The 23409-nt window shown below is 68.6% G+C and carries 17 protein-coding genes; 15 read left to right on the plus strand and 2 right to left on the minus strand.

The window, feature by feature from the left end; translation table 11 throughout:
• Window positions 1-21: 21 nt before the first annotated feature.
• Window positions 22-1683, minus strand: coding sequence for a fused MFS/spermidine synthase (locus F8O04_RS12430; RefSeq protein ID WP_158029712.1), 1662 nt, complete (start codon window positions 1681-1683; stop codon window positions 22-24).
• 150 nt (window positions 1684-1833) lie between these two features.
• The gene (locus F8O04_RS12435) at window positions 1834-2526 is read right to left on the minus strand and encodes an MBL fold metallo-hydrolase (protein WP_158029713.1); all 693 of its coding nucleotides are present in this window, start codon (window positions 2524-2526) and stop codon (window positions 1834-1836) included.
• A gap of 334 nt (window positions 2527-2860) precedes the next feature.
• Between F8O04_RS12435 and rpoB the strand changes: the two genes are divergently transcribed.
• From rpoB to rplC, 15 genes are all read left to right on the plus strand, one after another.
• Window positions 2861-6337, plus strand: coding sequence for a DNA-directed RNA polymerase subunit beta (gene rpoB, locus F8O04_RS12440; RefSeq protein ID WP_158029714.1), 3477 nt, complete (start codon window positions 2861-2863; stop codon window positions 6335-6337).
• 43 nt (window positions 6338-6380) lie between these two features.
• Complete coding sequence (gene rpoC / locus F8O04_RS12445) at window positions 6381-10259, plus strand: DNA-directed RNA polymerase subunit beta' (RefSeq protein WP_158029715.1); 3879 nt, start codon at window positions 6381-6383, stop codon at window positions 10257-10259.
• 327 nt (window positions 10260-10586) lie between these two features.
• Entirely contained in the window at window positions 10587-10868 is a 282-nt protein-coding gene (locus F8O04_RS12450; RefSeq protein ID WP_158029716.1) for a hypothetical protein, read from the plus strand.
• Between the two features lie 341 nt (window positions 10869-11209).
• Window positions 11210-12274, plus strand: coding sequence for a hypothetical protein (locus F8O04_RS12455; RefSeq protein WP_158029717.1), 1065 nt, complete (start codon window positions 11210-11212; stop codon window positions 12272-12274).
• Window positions 12275-12339: 65 nt separating this feature from the next.
• Entirely contained in the window at window positions 12340-13449 is a 1110-nt protein-coding gene (locus tag F8O04_RS12460) for a WXG100 family type VII secretion target (protein ID WP_158029718.1), read from the plus strand.
• A 181-nt stretch (window positions 13450-13630) separates the two neighbouring features.
• Entirely contained in the window at window positions 13631-14392 is a 762-nt protein-coding gene (locus tag F8O04_RS12465; RefSeq protein WP_158029719.1) for a hypothetical protein, read from the plus strand.
• Window positions 14389-15105: a hypothetical protein gene (locus tag F8O04_RS12470; RefSeq protein ID WP_158029720.1), complete on the plus strand. Its 717-nt coding sequence runs from the start codon at window positions 14389-14391 to the stop codon at window positions 15103-15105. Before F8O04_RS12465 ends, F8O04_RS12470 begins: the two co-directional genes overlap by 4 nt.
• 96 nt (window positions 15106-15201) lie before the next feature.
• Window positions 15202-16659: a YihY/virulence factor BrkB family protein gene (locus F8O04_RS12475; RefSeq protein WP_158029721.1), complete on the plus strand. Its 1458-nt coding sequence runs from the start codon at window positions 15202-15204 to the stop codon at window positions 16657-16659.
• On the plus strand, window positions 16656-17153 hold the full coding sequence (locus tag F8O04_RS12480) for a hypothetical protein (protein WP_158029722.1): 498 nt from the start codon (window positions 16656-16658) through the stop codon (window positions 17151-17153). Before F8O04_RS12475 ends, F8O04_RS12480 begins: the two co-directional genes overlap by 4 nt.
• Window positions 17154-17515: 362 nt before the next feature.
• Window positions 17516-17890 carry a 30S ribosomal protein S12 gene (rpsL, locus tag F8O04_RS12485; protein WP_158029723.1) on the plus strand — a complete coding sequence of 125 codons (375 nt, stop codon included), beginning with the start codon at window positions 17516-17518 and terminating at the stop codon, window positions 17888-17890.
• Window positions 17890-18360, plus strand: coding sequence for a 30S ribosomal protein S7 (gene rpsG, locus F8O04_RS12490; RefSeq protein WP_158029724.1), 471 nt, complete (start codon window positions 17890-17892; stop codon window positions 18358-18360). The genes rpsL and rpsG overlap by 1 nt, the downstream gene beginning before the upstream one ends.
• A 72-nt stretch (window positions 18361-18432) precedes the next feature.
• A complete protein-coding gene (gene fusA / locus F8O04_RS12495) occupies window positions 18433-20547 on the plus strand; it encodes an elongation factor G (RefSeq protein WP_158029725.1) in 2115 nt (704 codons plus the stop codon).
• A 129-nt stretch (window positions 20548-20676) separates the two neighbouring features.
• Complete coding sequence (gene tuf, locus F8O04_RS12500) at window positions 20677-21870, plus strand: elongation factor Tu (protein WP_158029726.1); 1194 nt, start codon at window positions 20677-20679, stop codon at window positions 21868-21870.
• Between the two features lie 548 nt (window positions 21871-22418).
• A complete protein-coding gene (gene rpsJ, locus F8O04_RS12505; protein WP_158029727.1) occupies window positions 22419-22727 on the plus strand; it encodes a 30S ribosomal protein S10 in 309 nt (102 codons plus the stop codon).
• Between the two features lie 25 nt (window positions 22728-22752).
• Entirely contained in the window at window positions 22753-23406 is a 654-nt protein-coding gene (rplC, locus tag F8O04_RS12510; protein WP_158029728.1) for a 50S ribosomal protein L3, read from the plus strand.
• Window positions 23407-23409 lie beyond the last annotated feature (3 nt).

Consider the following 23409-nt stretch of genomic DNA (forward strand, 5'->3'; position numbering starts at 1 on the left):
CGCGTCCGGTCCGAAGCGGCGCTAGGCGTCGTGCAGGGCGCGCGTTGCGCTATCGCCCAGCCAGCTCCTGAGGTCGTCGCCCGCGAGGGTCACGTGGGGCGTGGCGTCGGCGGCGAGGCGACGGTTCACGTCGTCGAGATCGATCGCGGTCTCCGCCGCGGCGGCGATCACGTTGCCGGCCGCGAGGTCGTCGACGACCCGCGCCGGGCCGGCGAGAGCGACGTGCGGAAAGACGCGCAGCATGGCCGCGACGACGACGCGGGCCGCCTCGGAGCCCGGGTCGGCGGGGAGATTCACGATCGCGGTACCGCTCGGCGCGAGCACCCGGCGCAGGACGCGGAACGCCTCGACACTGGAGATCGATCGCGGAACGGTGAGCCGGTCGAAGACATCGACGACGATCACGTCGAACGCGCTCGCATCCTCGTTCGCGAACCGCTCGATCGCGGCTCGCGCGTCGTCGCCGATCACCGTCAACGCGATGCCGGGCGGCAGCGTGAGGTGCTCGCGCACGAAGTCGACGACGATCGGCTCGATGTCGACGACCACGTGCGTCGACCCGGGCAGGGCCGCGTGGATCATGCGCGGGACGACGAGCGCGCCCGCGCCGAGGTGCAGCGCCCGCACGGCGCCGTCGCCCGCGCGTCGCCGGCTGCGGGACCGGTCGCCCGGCCCGAGACCGAGGAACGCGGCGATGGGCGGAAAGACGCCGAAGGCGGGGGAGAAGGCGAACGGGTCGTCCGGGTCGATGAGGCCGTGCACGGTCGAGCCGATCATGAACATGACGAAGCGGTGGTCGGGATGCTCCGGGTCGGCGTGCAACCGCCGTACGCGCAGGGTCGAGCCCGCCGGGGTGAACCACACCGGCGAGTCGGCGGTCGTCGCCGGCAGCCCGTAGCCGCGCCGCCACGCCGTCGTCGCGCCGCGGAGCTCGCGGACGATGGCACGGCCCGCGCGCCGGCGCCACACGACCGCGTTGTCGTCGGCGCCCTCGAGCAGTCCGCGCTCGAGCTGCATCGTGAGCGTCATGGCGGCGATACGGTCACGGCCGAGCGAAGGGGGTCCGGATGCCCCGATGGCGTCGCCCACGAAGACCTGATCGGCACCATTCGTCGCCGACGGGGTCGAGACGATGAGGCCGATCCCGTCGGGCGAGCCGGCGTGCAGGGGGATGACGCGCACGCGCGATGCGCCGAGGGAGAGTTCGCCGCCGACGGGGGCCACGGCGTCGATCGACGCGCCGAGCGGGGCGTCGACCGGACCGCCGTCGGGGGCGCCGGCGAACACGGGCGCGGCGAGCCGGCGGCGCACGCGTCCGAGGGTGGCGCACGCGCGTTCGTCGCGCCGCGTGATGACGATTCGCGCGACCCGCGGCTCGGGTGTTCCCTCGTCCTGCGCGCGTTCCTGCGCGTCGTAGACGAGCTCGAGCACGCGGGCTCGGTCGCCGGCAGGATCGATCAGCATCGCCTCGCCGGTCGCGCGATCAACCACGAGGTAGGTGCGCGGCTCGTCGCCGTCGTGTTCCGCCGGCTCGACGACCACGCCGAACACATCGAGGGCTGCCGTGCGCTCGTGCGTGATGTCGAGGGGAGGGAGCCCCCTGGCTCGCCGGTCCGGCTGCCGCGCTGGGTCCACTCTCGGCGTCGCCGGCTCGGTCGCTGTGACCCGCTCGCTGCCTGCCATGCGCATCCCCCTTCGCACACCGGACGACGAGGCCGTCGAACTCCGGCCGCGCCATGCGGGGCGCACCGTAGCGGGTCGGAGTGACGCGCGGGAGACCGCGACGCCCGTGCGCGGTCGCGGGGACCGTGCGGATGCGGGGCGGGGCGCTCGCTACCAGCCGCGCTCGCGCCACTCTGGGACGCGCGGGCGCTCGGCACCGAGCGTCGTGCCGGCCCCGTGCCCCGGATAGACGACCGTCGCGTCCGGGTAGACGTCGAAGATGCGGTGCTCGACGTCGTCGATGAGCCTCGCGAAGTCCTCGGCCCTCCCGAAGGTGTTCCCGACACCGCCGGGGAAGAGCGAGTCGCCGGTGAAGAGGCGGGGCGTCTCGGGGTCGGTGGTGAGGGCGAGCGCGACTGAGCCCGGAGTGTGGCCGCGGAGGTGCACGACATCGAGCGAGACCTGGCCGAGGCCGATGGTGTCGCCGTCGTGCAGTCGCCGGTCAGCCTCGACGGGGAGCTCCGGCGCGTCATCGGCCCCGGCCGAGATCGTGGCGCCCGTCTCGGCGGCGAACGCCTCGAGGGCACGGTGGTGATCCCAGTGCTGGTGCGTCGTGACGATGTGCTCGACGCGGGGCGAGGGCGTCCCGCGCGCGCCGGCGCGTTCGGCGGCGCGCGACACGAGCTCGCCGATGAGCTCGGCGTGGTCGGCCGCGTCGATGAGCAGGGCCGCTCCCGACGCGACCTCGACGAGCAGGTAGGCGATGTTGTTCTCGTCCGAGACGCTTGCGAAGCTCACTTCGACGGCACCGGCGTCGTCGACGGTGACCTCGAGGTCTGCGGGGGAGGCGGCAACCGGACTCATGCCGCCACGGTACCGATCGGCTCCTGCGCTGTCGATGATGGTTCCGGCCGACGACGAGGACGCGCACCTTTACCGGAGATTCCCAGGGAACGCAAGCACACCGCTGGACTTTTGCATACGCCGTCCCTACACTGGTTCTTTGCGCTTCGTCTCTCCTTGCCTTCATATTGCGGTCGGCACGGCAGTCGCCCTCGGTGGTCCACTCTGCACGTCATGTCGTCGTGCGGGTGCGCGGCCCTCGCCGGGGCGATTCGTCATGAGCGAGGCCCCTGCCACCTACCGATGACACGAACGGGCTGCGCGCCATGCGACGCGAGTCCGCGGAGGAACACTCTTGGCTGCTGCGCGCAACGCATCGTCTACCCCCGCAACCGGCAGGAACGCTCACCGGCGTTCCTTTGCCAAGATCAGCGACACGCTTGAGGTGCCTGATCTGCTGGCACTGCAAAGCCATTCGTTCCAGTGGCTCGTCGGTACCGACGAGTGGCGCGCGAATGCGACGCCGGCCGAAGGCGACACCGTCGCCCCCTCGGGCCTCGAGGAGATCTTCGAGGAGATCTCGCCGATCGAGGACCTGAACGAGACGATGCAACTCAGCTTCGCGAACCCCTACCTCGAGCCCGAGAAGTACTCGATCGACGAGTGCAAGGAGCGCGGCAAGACCTACTCGGCCCCGCTCTACGTCGAGGCCGAGTTCATGAACCACAACACTGGCGAGATCAAGACGCAGACGGTCTTCATGGGCGACTTCCCGCTCATGACCGACAAGAGCACCTTCATCATCAACGGCACCGAGCGCGTCGTCGTGTCGCAGCTCGTGCGTTCGCCCGGCGTGTACTTCGAGCGCACGACCGAGAAGACGAGCGACAAGGACATCTTCTCGGCGCGCATCATCCCGTCGCGCGGCGCGTGGCTCGAGTTCGAGGTCGACAAGCGCGACCAGGTGGCCGTGCGCATCGACCGCAAGCGCAAGCAATCGGTCACGGTGTTCCTCAAGGCCATCGGTCTGACGAACGATGACATCCGTGAGCAGTTCGCCGGCTACGAGTCGATCGAGATGACGCTCGAGAAGGACGACATCGTCTCGAAGGAAGACGCGCTCAAGGACATCTACCGGAAGCTTCGGCCGGGTGAGCAGGTCGCCACCGAGGCGGCTCGCGCCCTTCTCGACAACTTCTACTTCTCCGACAAGCGCTACGACCTGGCCAAGGTCGGCCGCTACAAGATCAACCGCAAACTCGGCCTCGACGCGCCCATGTCGACGTCGGTGCTCTCGGTTGAGGACATCGTCGCGACGATCAAGTACCTCGTCGCCCTCCACGCGGGCGACGCGACGCTGCCCGGCGTGCGCAAGGGCCAGCCGATCGACGTGCGCCTCGACGTCGACGACATCGACCACTTCGGCAACCGCCGCATCCGCGCCGTCGGCGAACTGATCCAGAACCAGGTGCGCACGGGGCTCAGCCGTATGGAGCGCGTGGTGCGTGAGCGCATGACGACGCAGGACGTCGAGGCGATCACGCCGCAGACGCTCATCAACGTGCGCCCGGTCGTGGCGGCGATCAAGGAGTTCTTCGGAACCTCGCAGCAGTCGCAGTTCATGGACCAGAACAACCCGCTCGCGGGCCTCACGCACAAGCGCCGGCTCTCGGCGCTGGGCCCCGGTGGTCTCTCGCGCGAGCGTGCCGGCGTCGAGGTGCGCGACGTACACCCGTCGCACTACGGCCGCATGTGCCCCATCGAGACGCCGGAAGGCCCGAACATCGGCCTCATCGGCTCGCTCGCGTCGTTCGCGCGCATCAACTCGTTCGGCTTCATCGAGACGCCGTACCGCCGCGTCGACAACGGCAAGGTGCTCGCCGAGATCGACTACCTCACGGCCTCCGAGGAAGACGAATTCGTCGTCGCACAGGCGAACGCCCCGCTCGACAGCGAGGGCCGCTTCGCCGACGAGCTCGTGCTCGTGCGTCGCAAGGGCGGCGAGGTCGAACTCGTGCCCAACCACGAGGTCGACTACATGGACGTCTCGCCGCGCCAGATGGTGTCGGTCGGCACCTCCCTCATCCCGTTCCTCGAGCACGACGACGCGAACCGCGCTCTCATGGGCGCGAACATGCAGCGTCAGGCCGTGCCGCTGCTGCGCAGCGAGTCGCCGCTCGTCGGCACCGGCATGGAGGGCTACGCCGCGATCGACGCGGGCGACGTCATCACGGCGTCGGCGCCAGGCGTCGTCGAGTCGGTGTCGTCGAGCCAGGTCGTCGTGCAGCTCGACGAGGGGGGCACGCAGCCCTACTTCCTCCGCAAGTTCGATCGCTCGAACCACGGCACCTGCTACAACCACCGCGTCATCGTCTCGGTCGGCGACCGAGTCGAGGCCGGCGAGGTCATCGCCGACGGCCCGTCGACCGAGAACGGTGAGCTCGCGCTCGGCAAGAACCTGCTCGTCGGGTTCATGCCGTGGGAGGGCCACAACTTTGAGGACGCGATCATCCTCAGCCAGAACCTCGTGAAGAACGACACGCTCTCCTCGATCCACATCGAGGAGTACGAGGTGGATGCTCGCGACACGAAGCTCGGAAAGGAAGAGATCACGCGCGACCTGCCGAACGTCTCTCCCGAGCTGCTCAAGGACCTCGACGAGCGCGGCATCATCCGTGTGGGCGCCGAGGTACAGCCGGGCGACATCCTCGTCGGCAAGGTCACGCCGAAGGGCGAGACCGAGCTGAGCGCGGAGGAGCGCCTGCTTCGCGCGATCTTCAACGAGAAGAGCCGCGAGGTCCGCGACACCTCGCTGAAGGTGCCCCACGGTGAGGCCGGCACGATCATCGCGGTGAAGATGTTCGACGCCGAGGACGGCGACGACGAGCTCGGCTCGGGTGTCAACCAGCGTGTGGTCGTCTTCATCGCCCAGAAGCGCAAGATCACCGAGGGCGACAAGCTCGCGGGCCGTCACGGCAACAAGGGCGTCATCGCCAAGATCCTGCCCGAGGAGGACATGCCTTTCCTCGAGGACGGCACGCCGCTCGACATCATCCTCAACCCGCTCGGTATCCCGAAGCGCATGAACTTCGGTCAGGTGCTCGAGACCCACCTCGGCTGGGTCGCCAAGAACGGCTGGACGATCGAGGGCGAGCCCGAGTGGGCAGGCCAGCTCCACGAGGACATGCACGACGTCGAGCCTGGCGCGAAGCTCGCGACGCCCGTGTTCGACGGTGCGAGCGAGGTGGAGCTCGAGGGCCTGCTCGAGTCGACGCGCCCGACGCGCGACGGCGAGCGGCTCATCGGCCGCGACGGCAAGGCGCGGCTCTTCGACGGTCGCTCGGGCGAGCCGTTCCCCGAGCCGATCGCGGTCGGGTACATGTACATCCTGAAGCTGCACCACCTGGTCGACGACAAGATCCACGCGCGCTCGACGGGTCCGTACTCGATGATCACGCAGCAGCCGCTCGGCGGGAAGGCGCAGTTCGGTGGCCAGCGCTTCGGCGAGATGGAGGTGTGGGCCCTCGAGGCCTATGGCGCCGCCTACACGCTGCAGGAGCTGCTCACGATCAAGTCCGACGACATCGTCGGCCGCGTAAAGGCCTACGAGTCGATCGTCAAGGGCGAGAACATCCAGGAGCCGGGTATTCCCGAGTCCTTCAAGGTGCTCATGAAGGAAATGCAGTCGCTCTGCCTGAACGTCGAAGTGCTTGCGGCGGACGGCCAGACCGTCAGCCTGCGCGACACGGATGACGAGGCCTACCGCGCTGCGGAAGAGCTCGGCATCAACATCTCCTCCCGCTTCGAGTCGTCGTCCGTCGACGAGATCTAAGCCGGATCCGCAGGTCAAAGAAGCTTTTCAAGGAGAAAATTCAGTGCTCGACGCAACAACGTTTGACGAACTGCGCATCGGCCTCGCAACGGCCGATGACATCCGGAAGTGGTCGCACGGCGAGGTCAAGAAGCCGGAAACCATCAACTACCGCACCCTGAAGCCCGAGCGCGACGGTCTGTTCGGCGAGCAGATCTTCGGCCCGTCTCGCGACTGGGAGTGCGCCTGCGGCAAGTACAAGCGCGTGCGCTTCAAGGGCATCGTGTGCGAGCGCTGCGGCGTGGAGGTCACGAAGTCCTCCGTGCGCCGCGAGCGGATGGGCCACATCGAGCTCGCCGCGCCCGTGACGCACATCTGGTACTTCAAGGGCGTGCCCTCGCGCCTCGGTTACCTGCTCGACATGGCGCCGAAGGACCTCGAGAAGGTCATCTACTTCGCCGCCTACATGATCATCGGGCTCGACGAGGAAGGTCGTCGCGACGACCTGCCCGAGCTCGAGCAGGAGGTACGCCTCGAGCTCAAGACGCTGGGCGACCAGAAGGATGCTGCAATCGCCTCGCGCCTGCAGCGTCTCGAGAACGAGCTGGCCGAGCTCGAAGCTGCGGGTGCCGCGGCCGACGTCCGGAAGAAGACCAAGGACGCCGGCGAGAAGGAGATGGGTCAGCTCCGGAAGGGGTTCGACGAGGACATCGCCCGGCTCGAGCGCGTGTGGGAGGGGTTCAAGAACCTCAAGATCGGTGAGCTCAAGCCTGAGGACACCGACTTCTACGAGCTCGTCGACCGTTTCGGCGACTACTTCGAGGCCGCGATGGGCGCCGAGGCGATCAAGCGGCGCCTCACCGACTTCGACCTGCAGGCCGAGTCGGTGTTGCTCCGCCAGCAGATCTCCGAGGGCAAGGGCCAGAAGAAGATCCGCGCCATCAAGCGCCTGCGCGTCGTCAGCTCGTTCCTGCAGACGGGCAACAGCCCGGCAGCCATGGTGCTCGACGTCGTTCCCGTGATCCCGCCGGAGCTTCGCCCCATGGTGCAGCTCGACGGCGGCCGCTTCGCCACGAGCGACCTCAACGACCTGTACCGCCGCGTCATCAACCGCAACAACCGCCTGCGTCGCCTGCTCGATCTCGGCGCTCCCGAGATCATCGTCAACAACGAGAAGCGGATGCTGCAGGAGGCGGTCGACGCGCTGTTCGACAACGGCCGTCGCGGCCGCCCGGTCACGGGTACCGGCAACCGTGCGCTGAAGTCGCTGAGCGACATGCTCAAGGGCAAGCAGGGCCGATTCCGCCAGAACCTGCTGGGCAAGCGCGTCGACTACTCGGGCCGTTCGGTCATCGTGGTCGGCCCGCAGCTCAAGATGCACCAGTGCGGTCTTCCCAAGCAGATGGCGCTCGAGCTCTTCAAGCCCTACGTCATCAAGCGCCTCATCGACCTCGGTCACGCCTCGAACATCAAGGCGGCCAAGCGCGCCGTGGAACGGTCGAAGCCCGAGGTGTGGGATGTCCTCGAAGAGGTCATCCGCGAGCGCCCCGTGCTGCTCAACCGCGCGCCCACGCTGCACCGTCTCGGCATTCAGGCGTTCGAGCCGCTGCTCGTCGAGGGCAAGGCGATCCAGCTGCACCCCCTCGTCTGCGGTGCGTTCAACGCCGACTTCGACGGTGACCAGATGGCGGTGCACCTTCCGCTCTCGGTCGAGGCGCAGGCCGAGGCGCGCGTGCTCATGCTCGCGTCGAACAACATCCTCAAGCCGTCCGACGGTCGTCCCGTGACGCTCCCGTCACAGGACATGGTCGCCGGTCTCTATCACCTCACGACGCGTCGCGACGAGGTCGAGGGCGCCGGCCGCGTCTTCTCGTCGGTCGCCGAGGGGATCATGGCGATGGACCGCGGTGAGCTGCACCTGAACGCGCCGGTCCGCCTGCGCCTCACGGGCATCGCGCTGGCGCCGGGCCAGGCGCCGGAGGGGCACGTCGAGGGCGCGCCGGTCGTGCTGGAGACGACGCTCGGCCGCGCGCTGTTCAACGAGCTGCTTCCCGCCTCGTACCCGTACGCCGAGGACACGATGACGAAGGGGCGCCTTTCCGGCGTCGTCAACTACCTCGCTGAGCGGTACACGAAGGACGAGGTCGCCCTCACACTCGACCGCATCAAGGACGCGGGCTTCTACTGGGCCACCCGCTCCGGCATCTCGATCGCCCTCAGCGATGTCGTGACGCCGGAGACGAAGTCGGCCATCGTCGACGAGACGGAGGCGCGCGTCACCGAGATTCGCGAGCAGTGGCAGGACGGTCTGCTCTCGGAGAGCGAGTACCGCAAGGAGGTCATCGCGCTCTGGAACGATGCGACGGCTCGTGTGGCCGCCGACACGCAGGAGGCGTTCCCGAGCACGAACTCGATCCACCGCATGGTGACGGCCGGCGCGAACGGCAACTGGCTGCAGGTCCGCCAGATCGCCGGCATGCGCGGTCTCGTCGCCAACCCGAAGGGCGAGACGATTCCCCGCCCGATCGTGCACTCGTACCGCGAGGGCCTCACGGTGGCGGAGTACTTCATCTCGACGCACGGCGCGCGCAAGGGCCTCGCCGACACGGCGCTCCGCACGGCCGACTCTGGGTACCTCACGCGTCGTCTCGTCGACGTGTCGCAGGACGTCATCATCCGTGATGACGACTGCGGTACGCGTCGCGGCCTCGACTTGCCGATCGCGACGACGAACGCGCTCGGCGAGCTCGTGCGCGACGAGAACATCGAGAACTCGGTCTACGCCCGCAGCCTCGCGGTCGACGCGACGAACGCGGCCGGCGAGGTCGTGGTGACCGCCGGCGGCGACGTCGGCGACGAGCAGATCGATCTGCTCATCGCCGCTGGTGTGACCGACGTCAAGGTGCGTTCGGTGCTGACCTGCGAGTCGTCCGTCGGGGTGTGCGCGGCCTGCTACGGTCGCTCGCTCGCCTCGGGCAAGCTCGTCGACATCGGCGAGGCCGTCGGAATCATCGCGGCCCAGTCGATCGGCGAGCCTGGTACGCAGCTGACAATGCGCACCTTCCACTCGGGCGGTGTCTCGTCGGCCGGCGACATCACGCAGGGTCTTCCCCGCGTGCAGGAGCTCTTCGAGGCACGCACGCCGAAGGGGGCATCGCCCCTCGCCGAGGCGGACGGCCGTATCGAGATCCAGGAGACCGACAAGTCTCGCAAGATCGTGCTCACGCCGCACAACGGTGACGAGCCGCACATCTACCCCGTGCTGAAGCGTGCCGAGCTGCTCGTCGAGGACGGCCAAGAGGTCAAGCTCGGTCAGCAGCTGCACGAGGGCCCGATCGACCCGAAGGATGTGCTGCGCGTGAAGGGCGCCCGGGAGGTGCAGAAGTACCTCGTCGGCGGCGTGCAGACGGTGTACCGCTCGCAGGGTGTGCCGATCCACGACAAGCACATCGAGGTCATCGTGCGCCAGATGCTGCGCAAGGTCACGGTCATTGACCACGGTGAGACCACCATGCTGCCGGGTGAGCTGGCTGACCGTCAGCACTTCGCCGCCGTGAACCGCGCGGCCGTGGCGGAGGGGCGCAAGGCCGCCTCGGGTCGCCAGGAGGTCATGGGCATCACCAAGGCGTCGCTCGCCACCGAGTCGTGGCTGTCGGCCGCGTCGTTCCAGGAGACCACGCGCGTGCTCACGCAGGCGGCCATGGAGGGCAAGAAGGACCCGCTCGTCGGCCTCAAGGAGAACGTCATCATCGGTCGCCTCATCACGGCCGGCACGGGGCTCACAAAGTACCGCGAGATGGTCGTGGAGCCCACCGAGGAGGCGCGCGCCGAGCGTTACCCGTACGGCGTGGCCCTCGATGGTCAGTTCGACGACAACGACCTGAGTTTCGTCGACTACGAGGCGTTCACGAGCGACGACTTCCAGGAGGGGTCGTACAAGTAACACTCAAGTCGCGCCGCTGAGGCGCGAGGATAGCCGGCGCCCGCGCCGCGCCGATCATCGGCCCCCGACTCCGGTCGGGGGCCGATGGCGTTCCCGCCGAAGAGCTCCCCCGCGCGGGGATGCTCGGAGCGACTGCTGACCTTCCGCCCGTCGACACGTGGGGCGGATACCCTCGCGATGCGCGGGAGCGGCCCGGGCAGACGGGAGGATCCGGTGGACTCGACGTCGGGGATGCCGGGATCGGCCGGTCCCGCGGGACGACCGGGGCCGAACGGCCGCGGGTCGAGGCGGGATGGACGCCGGCCGGGGAGGCCCGCCGAGCCTGCTGTGCGTCCCCAGCACGACGCGAACGGGCGCCTGCAGGAGACCGAGCCCTACGCGAAATACCTGGTCTGGCTGGCGCCCGTCGCCGCGGTCGTGTCGCTGGTCGCGGGAACGGGCTTCGCGATCAGCTTCGCATGGGCGGGTGACACGGGAGGCGTGATCGTGACCCTCGTCGTGCTGGCGATCGCGCTGCTCAACTGCTGGGTGGGCTTCGTGCAGGCGCGGCGCGCGCTGCGCAGCGACCGCCTCGACGCCGAGGGTCGTCGCGGCGACGGCCGCGACTGACGGCGCGTCCGACGACACGACACGCGCATGGGGAGTTCTCCCCAACGACAACCGGCGCGCGGGCCCCTAACTTTGTGAGCGGAATCGCACGAGGTGGGTCTCTGGTGCGGTTGCCAAGCGACAGCGGCGCATTGACGACAGGGAGCGTGGGCGGGCACGGGCTGCTGCAGGGGAAGAGGGCGAGCACGACGTGCTCGGCGTCCTCCGGCGCCGGCCGATGAGCCATCGCCCACGACGTCCGTCTGACCGAGCGTTCCGGGCGCGGCACCTCTGACAACTGAACAACCGCCGGGATGTGGATCCCGGCGCGCCCACCCCCATCGAGAGGAATCGGGTCACCCATGGCGAACGGCATGTACGGCGCAAATACGACGGCGCTCCGCGTCATCGCGGGACGGTTCGGGCGTCGCAGCGATGGCGTGCGGTCCGTCGCCTCGCACACGCTGGGCGAAGTTCGCGCCATCGAGTGGCTCGGCCCCGACGCCGACGCCTATCGCGACGATTACGAGACGCGCGTCGTCACCGAGCTGAAGGCGCTCGCGATCGTGCTCGAGAACCGTGAGAAGGAGCTCTTCCGCCAGGCCGACGAGCAGGACGACGCCAGCCTGGCCGGCGGGGCGGGCGGCGGACCGGGCCAGCGTTCGCCCGGCGAGGGCGGACCGGGCCCCTTCGACTTCTTGAAACACTTGCGGCTCGACTGGCGCGACCTCGCCCACCTCTACCCGGACATCCGCAACCCCCTGCGGGGCCTCCGTTTCCTCATGGAGGCGGGCTACGCCATCACGCACCCCGGTGTGTTCGGCAAGTTCTTCACGACGAACTGGACGGGCATCACGGGCTACGTGAACGGCTGGGGCAAGACGGGAGCCGGCATCGAGGCTGCCCTCGAGGCCAGCCGCGCCGGCTTCCTCTACAAGCCGCTCAAGACGGTGACCGATTTCCTGCAGGGCAAGCCGCTCTCCGTGTTCCTTGAGAACAAGCTCGCCAACGTCGTCGACGGTGCGCTCGGCCTGAAGCCGTTGCAGCACTTCGTCACGGGCGCGGACGGCGTCACCGACGTCAGCAAGTTGAGCCGCACGAGCGACGCGATTCAGTCGTTCCTGGGCAAGGAGGGGCGCCTGCTCGGTCGTGGCCTCGGCGCGTTCGCGGTGGGCATGGACGGCTTCGCCGCGGTGCAGCAGTTCGGCAACGGCGAGTACGGTTCGGCGGCGTGGAGCACGACGAAGGCCGTCCTCGGCGGTATGTCGTTCATCCCCGGCCCCGTCGGGTGGGCGGCGGCCGGCGTCAGCGTCGGTATCGCGGCCTACGAGAACATCCCGGTGGTCAAGAACACGGTCGACGCGGTTGCGGGCGGCATCGCGAATGGCGCGAAGTCCGTCTGGAACGCCATCAACCCGTTCGGCTAGGCCGCTGAAGCACGGTCAACGGAGCAGCGGTCGGCGGGGAGTTGGGCGGGACATTGGCCACGGGAATGTACGGAGCGAATCCGGGCGAATTGCGCATGATCGCGCGGCGCTTCGAGCTTCGCAGCGACCTCGTCCGAGGGGTCGCGGCGACGACCAGGAGGGAAGTCGAGGCGACAGACTGGATCGGTCCCGATGCCGACGCGTTCAAGGGAGACTACGAGGCGTTTCTCGTCACGGAACTCCGGGCCCTGTCGATCGTGCTCCAGGTGCAGGCGAACGTGCTCGCGCGACAGGCGGACGAGCAAGACGCAGCGAGCGAGAGTGACGGCTCGTCCGGAGGCTTCGGGACGTGGCTTGGAGGGTACGCGGTGTGGCCGCAGCCCAGCGGCCCGCGCCTCACAGCGCCCATCGGACGGATATCGGAGCCTCCCGCGAGTTTCCCGCAGCCTTCTTCGTTTCCCCTGCAGTGGCCGCCCCTCTGGCAGAACCTGCTCCGGATGCTGCCCGATCTGGTCCCGCCGGGGGTCGGGGCGGCCGGCGGCGCGTTCGTGGTCGAATCGGGGTACGCGATCGCCCAGCCCGGTCTGTTCGGCCCGATCTTCGCCGTGAGCTGGACCAAGATCACGGCGTACGCGGCCGACTGGGCCCCGACGGGCACCCCGGCCGAACGCGCCGTGACGGCCAGCCCGTCCGCGATCGCCGCGCCCACGATATCCACTCCCGTCGCGTCGCGCGCGACCGAGCCCGCGGCCGCCGCCGATCGTGTCCTGAGTCAGGGCGGCAGCGGCTGGAACGGGGGAGGAGGCTCGGCGGCCGAGCCGGTCGCGAAGTCGATCGGCGGATCCGGAGGCCTGACCGGCCTGCAGACCCTGAGCGCTCCGGACGGCGGACCCGTGGCCGTCTTCGCGAAGGAAAGCACGGGCCGCGATTTCGTCGGCGGCATGACGGGGTTCAACCCGGTCCCGCAGCTTGGCCACAATGACGGCGGGTTCCTGGGAACGCTGCGCGCCGTGCTCGGCGCCGCCGCCTTCGTGCCCGGCTCGGTCGGCTGGGCCGCCGGCGGCGCGAGCATCGGCTTCGCGTTGTACGAGCACATTCCGGCCTTCCGCAGTTGGTTCGACGGTCTCGTGCACTGGTTCGGCAGCGGCATCCGCGCGATCAACCCGTTCGATTGATCGGGCGCGGACGCCACGGCGTTCGCGTGAGCCACGGCCGCGACGTACGCGGCGTGTACAGTGCCCACCTGAACCGGAGCGGGCCCTCCGGCGGTACTCCGGGCCGGCGCCCGTCTCACCGTCCGGCACGGCGCGCCGGCCCCGGCACGCGCCCCCGCACGCAGCCGCAAGGAGCGAGGCCATGACGACACCCGAGACGATCGCCGAGCGCACGAGCCAGATCAATCGCGACGCCAATTACACGGGTCTCGGCGTCGCCGAGTTCGTCGCCCTCGTGATGCACGAGAACACCGCCGGCTCCGGCGTGACCGCTTCGCTGCTCGGGCTCGACGACGAGGCGCTGTTCGAGCCCGCGCCACTCATGTACGGCCGTGCCAGCCTGTTCGCACGCGGCCTGCTCGAGACCGGCGATGGCGAGACCATCGAACCGGCCGGCGTCGGGCGGCTCGTCGCGCACGCGGCGGCCAACGCCAGCCGGTGGGTGAGCCTGCTGCTCTTCACGCCGACCGGCGGGCAGGATGCTGTCTTCCTCATCCAAGCGCCGAGCGGAGCGCTGCTCGTCGTGCCGCGAGCGCTCATGAGCTTCCAGGTGGCGCCGGCGAATCTCGCCGACGGGCTGACCGGTGTGGTGTGGGACATCATCGAGCGGCATCTCCACGCCGTCGAGGACGCAACCGTCGTGATCGGCGCGGTCTTCCCCGACGGCTCGGCGTCGAAGCTGGTGCTGGTGCGCGAAGACCGCGACGCGGATGCCGCCGCGGGCACCGCGTTCGTCGTCGCGATCACCGAGGACCTTGACGACGAGCCGGCAGACGCGGTCACAGTGCTGACCGAGGACGAGCTCGACGCGGTGCTGAACGCGGCGCTGCGGGGCCCGGACGACGTCGCCGGCGGCAATGTCGGTGACGGGGCTGGGACGACGGACGGAGCGGACGCATCGTGACGACACCACGGGAATGGGTGCCCTTCTCGACCGACGGCGGCGACGAGCCCACGATGGGCTTCGGCAGGGCCGAGCTGCTCTATGCCCTTCTCGCGCAGCCCACGCCCACCGCGGTGCAGACGGCGCAGAAGCTCGGCTACGCCGAGATCGAGGTCAACGACAACACGCGGCTCGTCGGCGGCTCTTCGCTCTTCGCGCAAGGTCAGCTGGTGACGACCGACGGCGAGACGTTCCTCCCCGTCCGCGAGGCGGCACTGCTGTCGCGGGCGGCCGAGCGGCTGGAGGCATGGATCACGCTCGGCGCCATCGGCGACGACGCGGGCGAGGCGATGATCGGCCTTGCCGTCGATGACGCCCTCATCCTCATCGCCCCCGCGCCGCTCGGGAGCTTCATCGTCACGCTCGTGCCGGGCGGCGAGCACCTGCTGGACGTCATCGGGGGGATGCTGGCCGCGCGATTGGAGGCCGCCGCGCCGGGCGGCGATCCGGTCTTCCTCAACGTCGAGTACGTGGACGAGCAGTCGTCGACGATGTTCGTTCGCCGGCATCCGGACGACGAGGCCGGTTTCGAGGTCGCGCTCGGCGAGGGCACGGAGTCGAAGCCGCCCATCCTCGACGGCGTGCAGTCCGGTGATGACGTCGACGAGTTCATCGCGGACATGCTCGGCGTCGACGCCGAGACCGGATTGCCGCTCGAGGCACCCTCCGGCTAGCATCCCGGCACTGCCGGCCGGGGCGCTGCCGGGCGGTTTCGACACACACGGCGCGGAGACGGCTCGCCGGCGGTGTCCGCACGTACGCTGAGGCCCATGAGTCAGACGCCCGGTTCCGACACTCCGAACGACGCTTCCGCGACGAGCGACCTTGATGCCGCGGTCGCTCGGAGCCGCGCGATCGGCCGCGACGGAGGCCTCGATGACGACGTGGCGGCGGACGGCGCGCGCGGCGCGTACACCGACGACCTCGGCGTGAGCCGTGTCGAGCCGAGCCACGAATCGTTCGAGCCGGCGGTGCAGCCACCCGAGCATGACCCGGGTCTTGCCGCCGGCGCCGACCGTGGGGCCGCAGCGCCCGGGTGGGCAGCGGAGGACTCCGGGCGCTCCGACCTCCCGGAGGCGGCGAGCGTCCCGGTGCGCGACTCCGCCGTCGTCGGCGGGGACGTCCCGGCCGCCGACGAGACCCCGCCGACCGACGGGCAGGGCGGGGAAGCCGAGGCGGATGCCCCGCACAGCGCCGATGGGCGCCTCAGCGACACCGGCGCGCGTGCTGACACCGGTGCGCGTGCCGACACCGGTGCGCGTGCCGACGCCCCGGCCGCGGATGCGGACATGCCGATGCCGATGGCGGAGGCGGCCGGAGGGCGCGATGCCGAACGCGCGAGCACGCGCGCATCCGCGACCGACGCCCCGCACGACGCCTTAGACGACGCCGCGCACAACGCCTCGTACGACGACACAGACGACACGACGGAGGACGCCCCCGACGATACCGAGGGAGTCGGCGCACGAGTCGGCGCGGAGGCGGCCGACGACGATGCGGCGGCACCGCGGTCGTCGACCAAGACCATCGAAGTCGATCGGCGCGCCGGCGACCGCAACGACGACGAGCACACCTTCGCGCCACTCGGGCTGAACGACCAGGAACCGGCCGGCGTGCCGTCGCCGCCCAGGCCGTTGAGCAACCGCGGGTTCGCGTTCGCGATGGCCCTCGTCGGGTCGCTCGTGTGCGCGGCGCTGTTCCTGGTCGCGTTCGCCGGGCTCCGAGCGCTCTACACCGAGCACACCGACATCGTCGCGTCGATGCTCGAGTTCCTGCCTACGGCCCCCTTCTACGTGCCGGCGGCGCTCGTCGGCGTCTTCTTCATCGTGTGGGCCGTCGTCAGCAACCGCGCCGGGCACTGGTCGTACGCCGTCGCGAGCCTCTTCGCCGCGGCGATCGGGTATGTCGGCTACCACCTCGGCGTCGCCCTGCAGCTGTCGCTCAACACGGGCGGCCTCACGCTCGTCGACCCGCTGGCCACCGTGACCGACCAGGCGCACCTGCCTGCCGGCCTCGTCGCCGCGCTCGCCGCAGCGCTCGTCGTCACCTGGTTCGGCGCCATCATCGCGTCGCGAGGGCGCCGCCTGTACGCGAGGAACCGCATGGCGAAACGGCGCTACGAACGGGACCTCTCCGCAGCCGCGGATGACGAGCACGCCACTCGCGCACGCGACGCAACTCACGACGCCGACCTGAGTGGCCGCCGCGGCGGGGACGCGGCACGATGACCGGCGCACGCGTCGGCTGGCCCTCACCGAAGTTCCCGGCGTTCCCCGCGGCGTCGGTGCCGCTGCCGGCGGGCTGGACGCCCTTCGTGCAGGGCGGTGCCGTGTTCGGCGCTCACCACGTCGTCGGCTCGGGCGGCTTCAACGCGAACGTGCTCATCACGGTCGAGCGTTGGCCCATCGCCGCGACCGCCGAGCAGAGCCTCGAGGTGCTGCGCGCTCGCATCGGGCAGGTGAAGGGGCGCGAGCAGCGCGTCGAGACCGGCCTGACCGAACCCGACGGTGTCTATCTCGAGGCTGTGCAGCGCGAGCCGCGACTCGGCGAGCTCCTCGTCGTCTACCGCACCGCCGTCGTCCCGCACGACGGCATCACTGACGTGCTGACCGCCGTCGGCACGGCGAGCGTGCTGCAGGTCAAGGCGATCGGCGACGACCTTCGCGCGATGGTGCGGGGCCTCGAGCTCATGCCGCCGGACGAGGCCGAGCGAGACGCCTGACACGCGAGCACGCACACGCGACGGCATCCCCGAACGGGCCGCGACGGCCTCGGATCGGGCGAGGAGTCGGCCCCGCCTTGACCGTACAGGGGGATGGGGATAGGATTTTCTGGTGCGCGCGCTCGATCGCGCCCGAAACTCTGCGTTGTTTCGGCCTCTTCGGTCGGACGACGCCCGCCGAAGCATGGCGTGGTTTCTGACCATGACCGCTTCACCAGCCAGCGATACCAATCACCACGTTGTTCGTACCGCCGGTGGGTCCAGACGGGCAGGCCTGTAATCGGAGAGGCCCGTCACCGGGCAGGTGCGAAACCGCCCGAGAATCCAAACGAGCAGTACAACAACCCAAGGAGAGTAAACCCGTGCCAACCATTCAGCAGTTGGTCCGTAAGGGACGTCGCCCCAAGGCGACTGCGTCGAAGACGCCTGCCCTGAAGGCCAACCCGCAGCAGCGCGGTGTGTGCACTCGTGTCTACACGACGACCCCGAAGAAGCCGAACTCGGCCCTTCGCAAGGTCGCTCGCGTCAAGCTGTCAAACGGCACGGAAGTCACCGCCTACATCCCCGGCGAGGGCCACAACCTGCAGGAGCACTCGATGGTGCTCGTGCGCGGTGGTCGTGTGAAGGACCTCCCCGGTGTCCGCTACAAGATCGTCCGTGGTTCGCTCGACACGCAGTCGGTGAAGAACCGCAAGCAGGCGCGCAGCCGTTACGGCGCGAAGATGGAGAAGAAGTAATGCCACGCAAGGGTCCCGCCCCAAAGCGCCCCGTCGTCGCCGATCCCGTATACGGTTCGCCCGTCGTCTCGCAGCTCGTCAACAAGATTCTCGTCGACGGCAAGAAGGGCCTCGCCGAGCGCATCGTGTACGACGCTCTCGACGCTGTCGGCAAGAAGTCCGACCAGGACGCCGTCGCGACGCTCAAGAAGGCGCTCGACAACGTCCGCCCGACGCTCGAGGTGCGTTCGCGCCGCGTCGGCGGTTCGACCTACCAGGTGCCCGTCGAGGTGAAGCCGCACCGCGCCAACACGCTCGCGCTGCGCTGGCTCACCGACTACGCGAAGGCCCGCCGGGAGAAGTCGATGACGGAGCGTCTCACCAATGAGATCCTCGACGCGTCCAACGGACTCGGTGCCGCGGTCAAGCGCCGCGAAGACACCCACAAGATGGCAGAGTCGAACCGCGCGTTCGCGCACTACCGCTGGTAGTCGCACCCCTCGGGCACGCGCCCTCGATCACCAACTCGCTTCACCATCCACTCCTCGCGGAAGGAACCCCCTGTGGCACAGGAAGTGCTGAGTGACCTCTCGAAGGTCCGCAACATTGGCATCATGGCGCACATCGATGCCGGCAAGACCACGACCACCGAGCGCATCCTGTTCTACACCGGCGTCAACCACAAGCTCGGCGAGACGCACGACGGCGCCTCGACGACGGACTGGATGGAGCAGGAGCAGGAGCGTGGTATCACCATCACCTCCGCCGCGGTGACGTGCTTCTGGGACACGAACCAGATCAACATCATCGACACTCCCGGCCACGTCGACTTCACGGTCGAGGTGGAGCGCTCGCTCCGCGTGCTGGATGGCGCGGTCGCCGTGTTCGACGGGAAAGAGGGCGTTGAGCCCCAGTCGGAGACGGTGTGGCGCCAGGCCGACAAGTACAACGTGCCGCGCATTTGCTTCGTCAACAAGATGGACAAGCTCGGTGCCGACTTCTACTTCACCGTCGACACGATCGTCGGACGGCTCGGCGCGACCCCGCTCGTGCTGCAGCTGCCGATCGGAGCCGAGAACGACTTCATCGGCGTCATCGACCTCGTCGAGATGAACGCGAAGGTCTGGCCGGCCGACTCCAAGGGTGACACCACCCTCGGCGCGTCGTACGAGACGCAGGAGATCCCCGCCGACCTCAAGGAGCGCGCGGAGGAGTACCGCAAGAGGCTGCTCGAAGCCGTCGCCGAGACCGACGACGAGCTGCTCGAGAAGTACTTCGGTGGCGAAGAGCTGACGATCGCCGAGATCAAGGCCGCGATCCGTAAGCTCACGGTCAACGGGGACGCGTACCCCGTGCTGTGCGGCTCGGCGTTCAAGAACCGGGGCGTGCAGCCGATGCTCGACGCGGTGGTCGATTACCTCCCCAGCCCCGTCGACGTGCCGGCCATCGAGGGCATCAACCCCAACAACGAGGAAGAGGCGCTCACGCGCCGCCCCTCGTCGGAGGAGCCGTTCTCCGCGCTGGCGTTCAAGATCGCCGTGCACCCCTTCTTCGGCCGCCTCATCTACGTACGCGTGTACTCGGGCGAGGTGCTGCAGGGCGCCCAGGTCATCAATTCGACCAAGGGTAAGAAGGAGCGCATCGGGAAGATCTTCCAGATGCACGCCAACAAGGAGAACCCCGTCGAAAAGCTGTCGGCAGGGCACATCTACGCCGTGATCGGCCTGAAGGACACGGCGACCGGCGACACGCTCTGCGACCCGAACCACCTCATCGCCCTTGAATCGATGACCTTCCCCGAGCCCGTCATCAACGTGGCGATCGAGCCGAAGACGAAGGCGGACCAGGAGAAGCTCGGCCTCGCCATCCAGAAGCTCGCCGAGGAAGACCCGACGTTCCGCGTGGAGCTCGACCAGGAGACCGGCCAGACCGTCATCGGCGGTATGGGCGAGCTGCACCTGGACGTGCTCGTCGACCGGATGAAGCGCGAGTTCAAGGTCGAGGCCAACGTGGGCAAGCCCCAGGTGGCCTACCGCGAGACCATCCGCAAGAAGGTCGACAAGTGGGACTACACCCACAAGAAGCAGACCGGTGGATCCGGCCAGTTCGCCAAGGTGCAGATCCGCCTTGAGCCGCTCGAGGTCGAGGGCGACAACGTCTACGAGTTCGTGAACGCCGTCACCGGCGGCCGCGTCCCGCGGGAGTACATCCCCTCGGTCGACTCCGGTATGCAGGATGCCATGCAGGTCGGCGTCCTCGCCGGGTATCCGATGGTCGGTGTGAAGGCCAGCCTGCTCGACGGCCAGTACCACGATGTCGACTCCTCGGAGATGGCATTCAAGATCGCGGGCTCCATGGCCTTCAAGGAGGCCGCGCCAAAGGCCAGCCCCGTCATCCTCGAGCCCATCATGTCGGTCGAGGTGCGGACGCCTGAGGAGTACATGGGCGAAGTCATCGGCGATCTGAACTCGCGCCGCGGTCAGGTGCAGTCGATGGAGGACGCCTCCGGCGTCAAGATCATCCGGGCCCTCGTGCCACTTTCGGAGATGTTCGGCTACATCGGCGACCTGCGCAGCAAGACGTCCGGCCGTGCGGTCTACTCGATGGCGTTCGAGACCTACGATGAGGTCCCGCGTAGTGTCGCCGAAGAGATCATCCAGAAGAGCAGGGGCGAATAGCCCGCCTGACGATTCCGGGCGCGTGGGCCGTGCATCCCCGCGACCGGTAAGCTACCCAATTGCACATTCCCGCAACCAGTTCGCACGACCACCGCGGGCGGACCTACCAACGTCCTGAGGAGGACCATAGTGGCTAAGGCCAAGTTTGAGCGGACCAAGCCGCACGTCAACATCGGTACGATCGGTCACGTCGACCACGGCAAGACGACGCTGACAGCAGCGATCTCGAAGGTCCTGGCGGACAAGTTCCCGTCCGACACCAACGTGCAGCGCGACTTCGGCTCGATCGACTCGGCTCCTGAGGAGCGCCAGCGCGGCATCACGATCAACATCTCGCACGTCGAGTACGAGACGCCGAAGCGCCACTACGCGCACGTCGACGCCCCGGGTCACGCCGACTACATCAAGAACATGATCACCGGTGCGGCCCAGATGGACGGCGCGATCCTCGTGGTCGCGGCGACCGACGGCCCGATGGCGCAGACGCGCGAGCACGTCCTCCTTGCCAAGCAGGTCGGCGTTCCTTACCTGGTCGTCGCGCTGAACAAGGCGGACATGGTCGATGACGAGGAGATCCTGGAGCTCGTTGAGCTCGAGGTTCGCGAGCTCCTCTCGAGCCAGGACTTCCCCGGTGACGACGCACCCGTCGTGCAGGTCTCGGGCCTCAAGGCGCTCGAGGGCGACGAGAAGTGGACGCAGGCCGTCCTCGACCTCATGGACGCCGTCGACGAGCACGTGCCGGACCCGGTGCGCGACAAGGACAAGCCGTTCCTTATGCCCGTCGAGGACGTCTTCACCATCACCGGTCGTGGAACGGTCGTCACGGGCCGCGCCGAGCGCGGCACCCTCGGGATCAACTCCGAGGTCGAGATCGTCGGCATCCGCCCGACGCAGAAGACCACGGTGACGGGCATCGAGATGTTCCACAAGCAGCTCGATGAGGCGTGGGCCGGCGAGAACTGTGGCCTGCTCCTTCGCGGCACGAAGCGCGAAGATGTGGAGCGCGGCCAGGTCGTCGTCAAGCCCGGCTCGGTCACGCCGCACACCAAGTTCGAGGGCACGGCCTACATCCTCTCGAAGGACGAGGGTGGCCGCCACAACCCCTTCTACACGAACTACCGTCCGCAGTTCTACTTCCGGACCACCGACGTCACGGGTGTCATCTCGCTGCCCGAGGGCACCGAGATGGTGATGCCCGGCGACACCACCGACATGTCGGTCGAGCTGATCCAGCCGATCGCCATGGAGGAGGGCCTCGGTTTCGCCATCCGTGAAGGCGGCCGCACGGTCGGCGCCGGTACGGTGACGAAGATCACCGAGTAGTCGTCCAGACTCCCGCGAGCGGGGTCCAGCCTTCGGGCTGGGCCCCGCTTCGTCGTCCGCACCGGAAGAAGGCGGCGCAATGCTGGCAACGGAGCCAGACACCTCCCGGTCCTCTCGTCTCCCGGGCGCGACACGCCCGGGTTGCATAAACATGCCCCTCCGGCCTAGACTTTCCTAGTTCAGTATTTCGAGCGGCATGTGACATGCGTGCTCGAATCACTGCCGAGTCGTGCGTGATCGCCCGCCCCGGAGGGCTTGCCTGCCGGGCAACGTCTCCGAGGAGACAGTGGCGCAGGTCCCGCCGCCGGCAGCAGAGCACAGCTCCGGTCGTACCGGGCACGCAAGACATCGAAGGACGCAGGTTCATCGGTGGCGGCGCGTGCGAGAGGGCCACCCCTCCCCGATGCCACCGTCATCCGTTCGCTTGCGCGAGCAGCGCGTGCGGGTGCACTTGACAGAAGAACAGTGGTGCGAACCCGGCCAGCGGCATGCCGCTGGCCAGCACGCGAGGCCGCCCCGGCGGCGCGACACAGAGAGAGAGTTAGGACATGGCGGGACAGAAGATCCGCATCCGACTGAAGTCGTATGACCACGAGGTCATCGATGCCACGGCGCGCAAGATCGTCGACTCGGTGACCCGTGCCGGTGCAACCGTCATCGGCCCGGTGCCGCTCCCCACCGAAAAGAACGTGGTGGCAGTGATTCGTTCGCCCCACAAGTACAAGGACAGCCGCGAGCACTTCGAGATGCGCACACACAAGCGCCTCATCGACATCGTTGACCCGACGCCGAAGGCGGTCGACTCGCTCACGCGCCTCGACCTGCCCGACGACGTCAACATCGAAATCAAGCTCTAAGGCGACGAGGAGCGTAGAGGAACACATGTCTACCGTGACCAAGGCATACAAAGGTCTGCTGGGGACGAAGCTCGGCATGACCCAGGTGTGGGACGACAACGGCAATTTCGTGCCCGTGACCGTCATCCAGGTGCCGACCAACGTCGTCACCCAGGTCCTGTCCGAAGCGAAGCAGGGCTACAGCGCGATCCAGATCGCCGCCGGCGCCATCGACCCGCGCAAGGTGAACAAGCCCGCCGCCGGCATCTTCGCCGCCGCCGACGTGACCCCGCGTCGTCACCTCACCGAGGTGCGCACCGCTGACGCCGCCGACTACACAGTCGGCCAAGAGCTCGACGCGACGGTCTTCGAGGCCGGCTCGAAGGTCGACGTCGTCGGTACCAGCAAGGGCAAGGGCTTCGCCGGCGTCATGAAGCGGCACAACTTCTCCGGCGTCGGGGCATCGCACGGTGCCCACAAGAACCACCGCAAGCCGGGCTCGATCGGTGCCTCGGCGACGCCCAGCCGCGTCTTCAAGGGCACGCGCATGGCCGGCCGCATGGGCGGCGACCGTGTGACCGTGCAGAACCTCACCGTCCACGCCGTGGACGCCGAGCGGGGTCTGTTGCTCGTCAAGGGCGCCGTTCCCGGCGCCAAGGGCCGCCTCGTGTTCGTCCGCAACGCAGTGAAGGGGGCCTAGTCC

Origin of the sequence: Pseudoclavibacter endophyticus, from assembly GCF_008831085.1 — a bacterium.
GTDB lineage: Bacteria > Actinomycetota > Actinomycetes > Actinomycetales > Microbacteriaceae > Pseudoclavibacter > Pseudoclavibacter endophyticus.

Coding starts and splice junctions, on each gene's coding strand:
- F8O04_RS12475 (WP_158029721.1), top strand. CDS start 15,202: ATGAGTCAGACGCCCGGTTCCGACACTCCGAACGACGCTTCCGCGACG.
- F8O04_RS12480 (WP_158029722.1), top strand. CDS start 16,656: ATGACCGGCGCACGCGTCGGCTGGCCCTCACCGAAGTTCCCGGCGTTC.
- F8O04_RS12435 (WP_158029713.1), bottom strand. CDS start 2,526: ATGAGTCCGGTTGCCGCCTCCCCCGCAGACCTCGAGGTCACCGTCGAC.
- rplC (WP_158029728.1), top strand. CDS start 22,753: ATGTCTACCGTGACCAAGGCATACAAAGGTCTGCTGGGGACGAAGCTC.
- rpsJ (WP_158029727.1), top strand. CDS start 22,419: ATGGCGGGACAGAAGATCCGCATCCGACTGAAGTCGTATGACCACGAG.
- F8O04_RS12455 (WP_158029717.1), top strand. CDS start 11,210: ATGGCGAACGGCATGTACGGCGCAAATACGACGGCGCTCCGCGTCATC.
- F8O04_RS12430 (WP_158029712.1), bottom strand. CDS start 1,683: ATGGCAGGCAGCGAGCGGGTCACAGCGACCGAGCCGGCGACGCCGAGA.
- F8O04_RS12465 (WP_158029719.1), top strand. CDS start 13,631: ATGACGACACCCGAGACGATCGCCGAGCGCACGAGCCAGATCAATCGC.
- F8O04_RS12460 (WP_158029718.1), top strand. CDS start 12,340: ATGTACGGAGCGAATCCGGGCGAATTGCGCATGATCGCGCGGCGCTTC.
- rpsG (WP_158029724.1), top strand. CDS start 17,890: ATGCCACGCAAGGGTCCCGCCCCAAAGCGCCCCGTCGTCGCCGATCCC.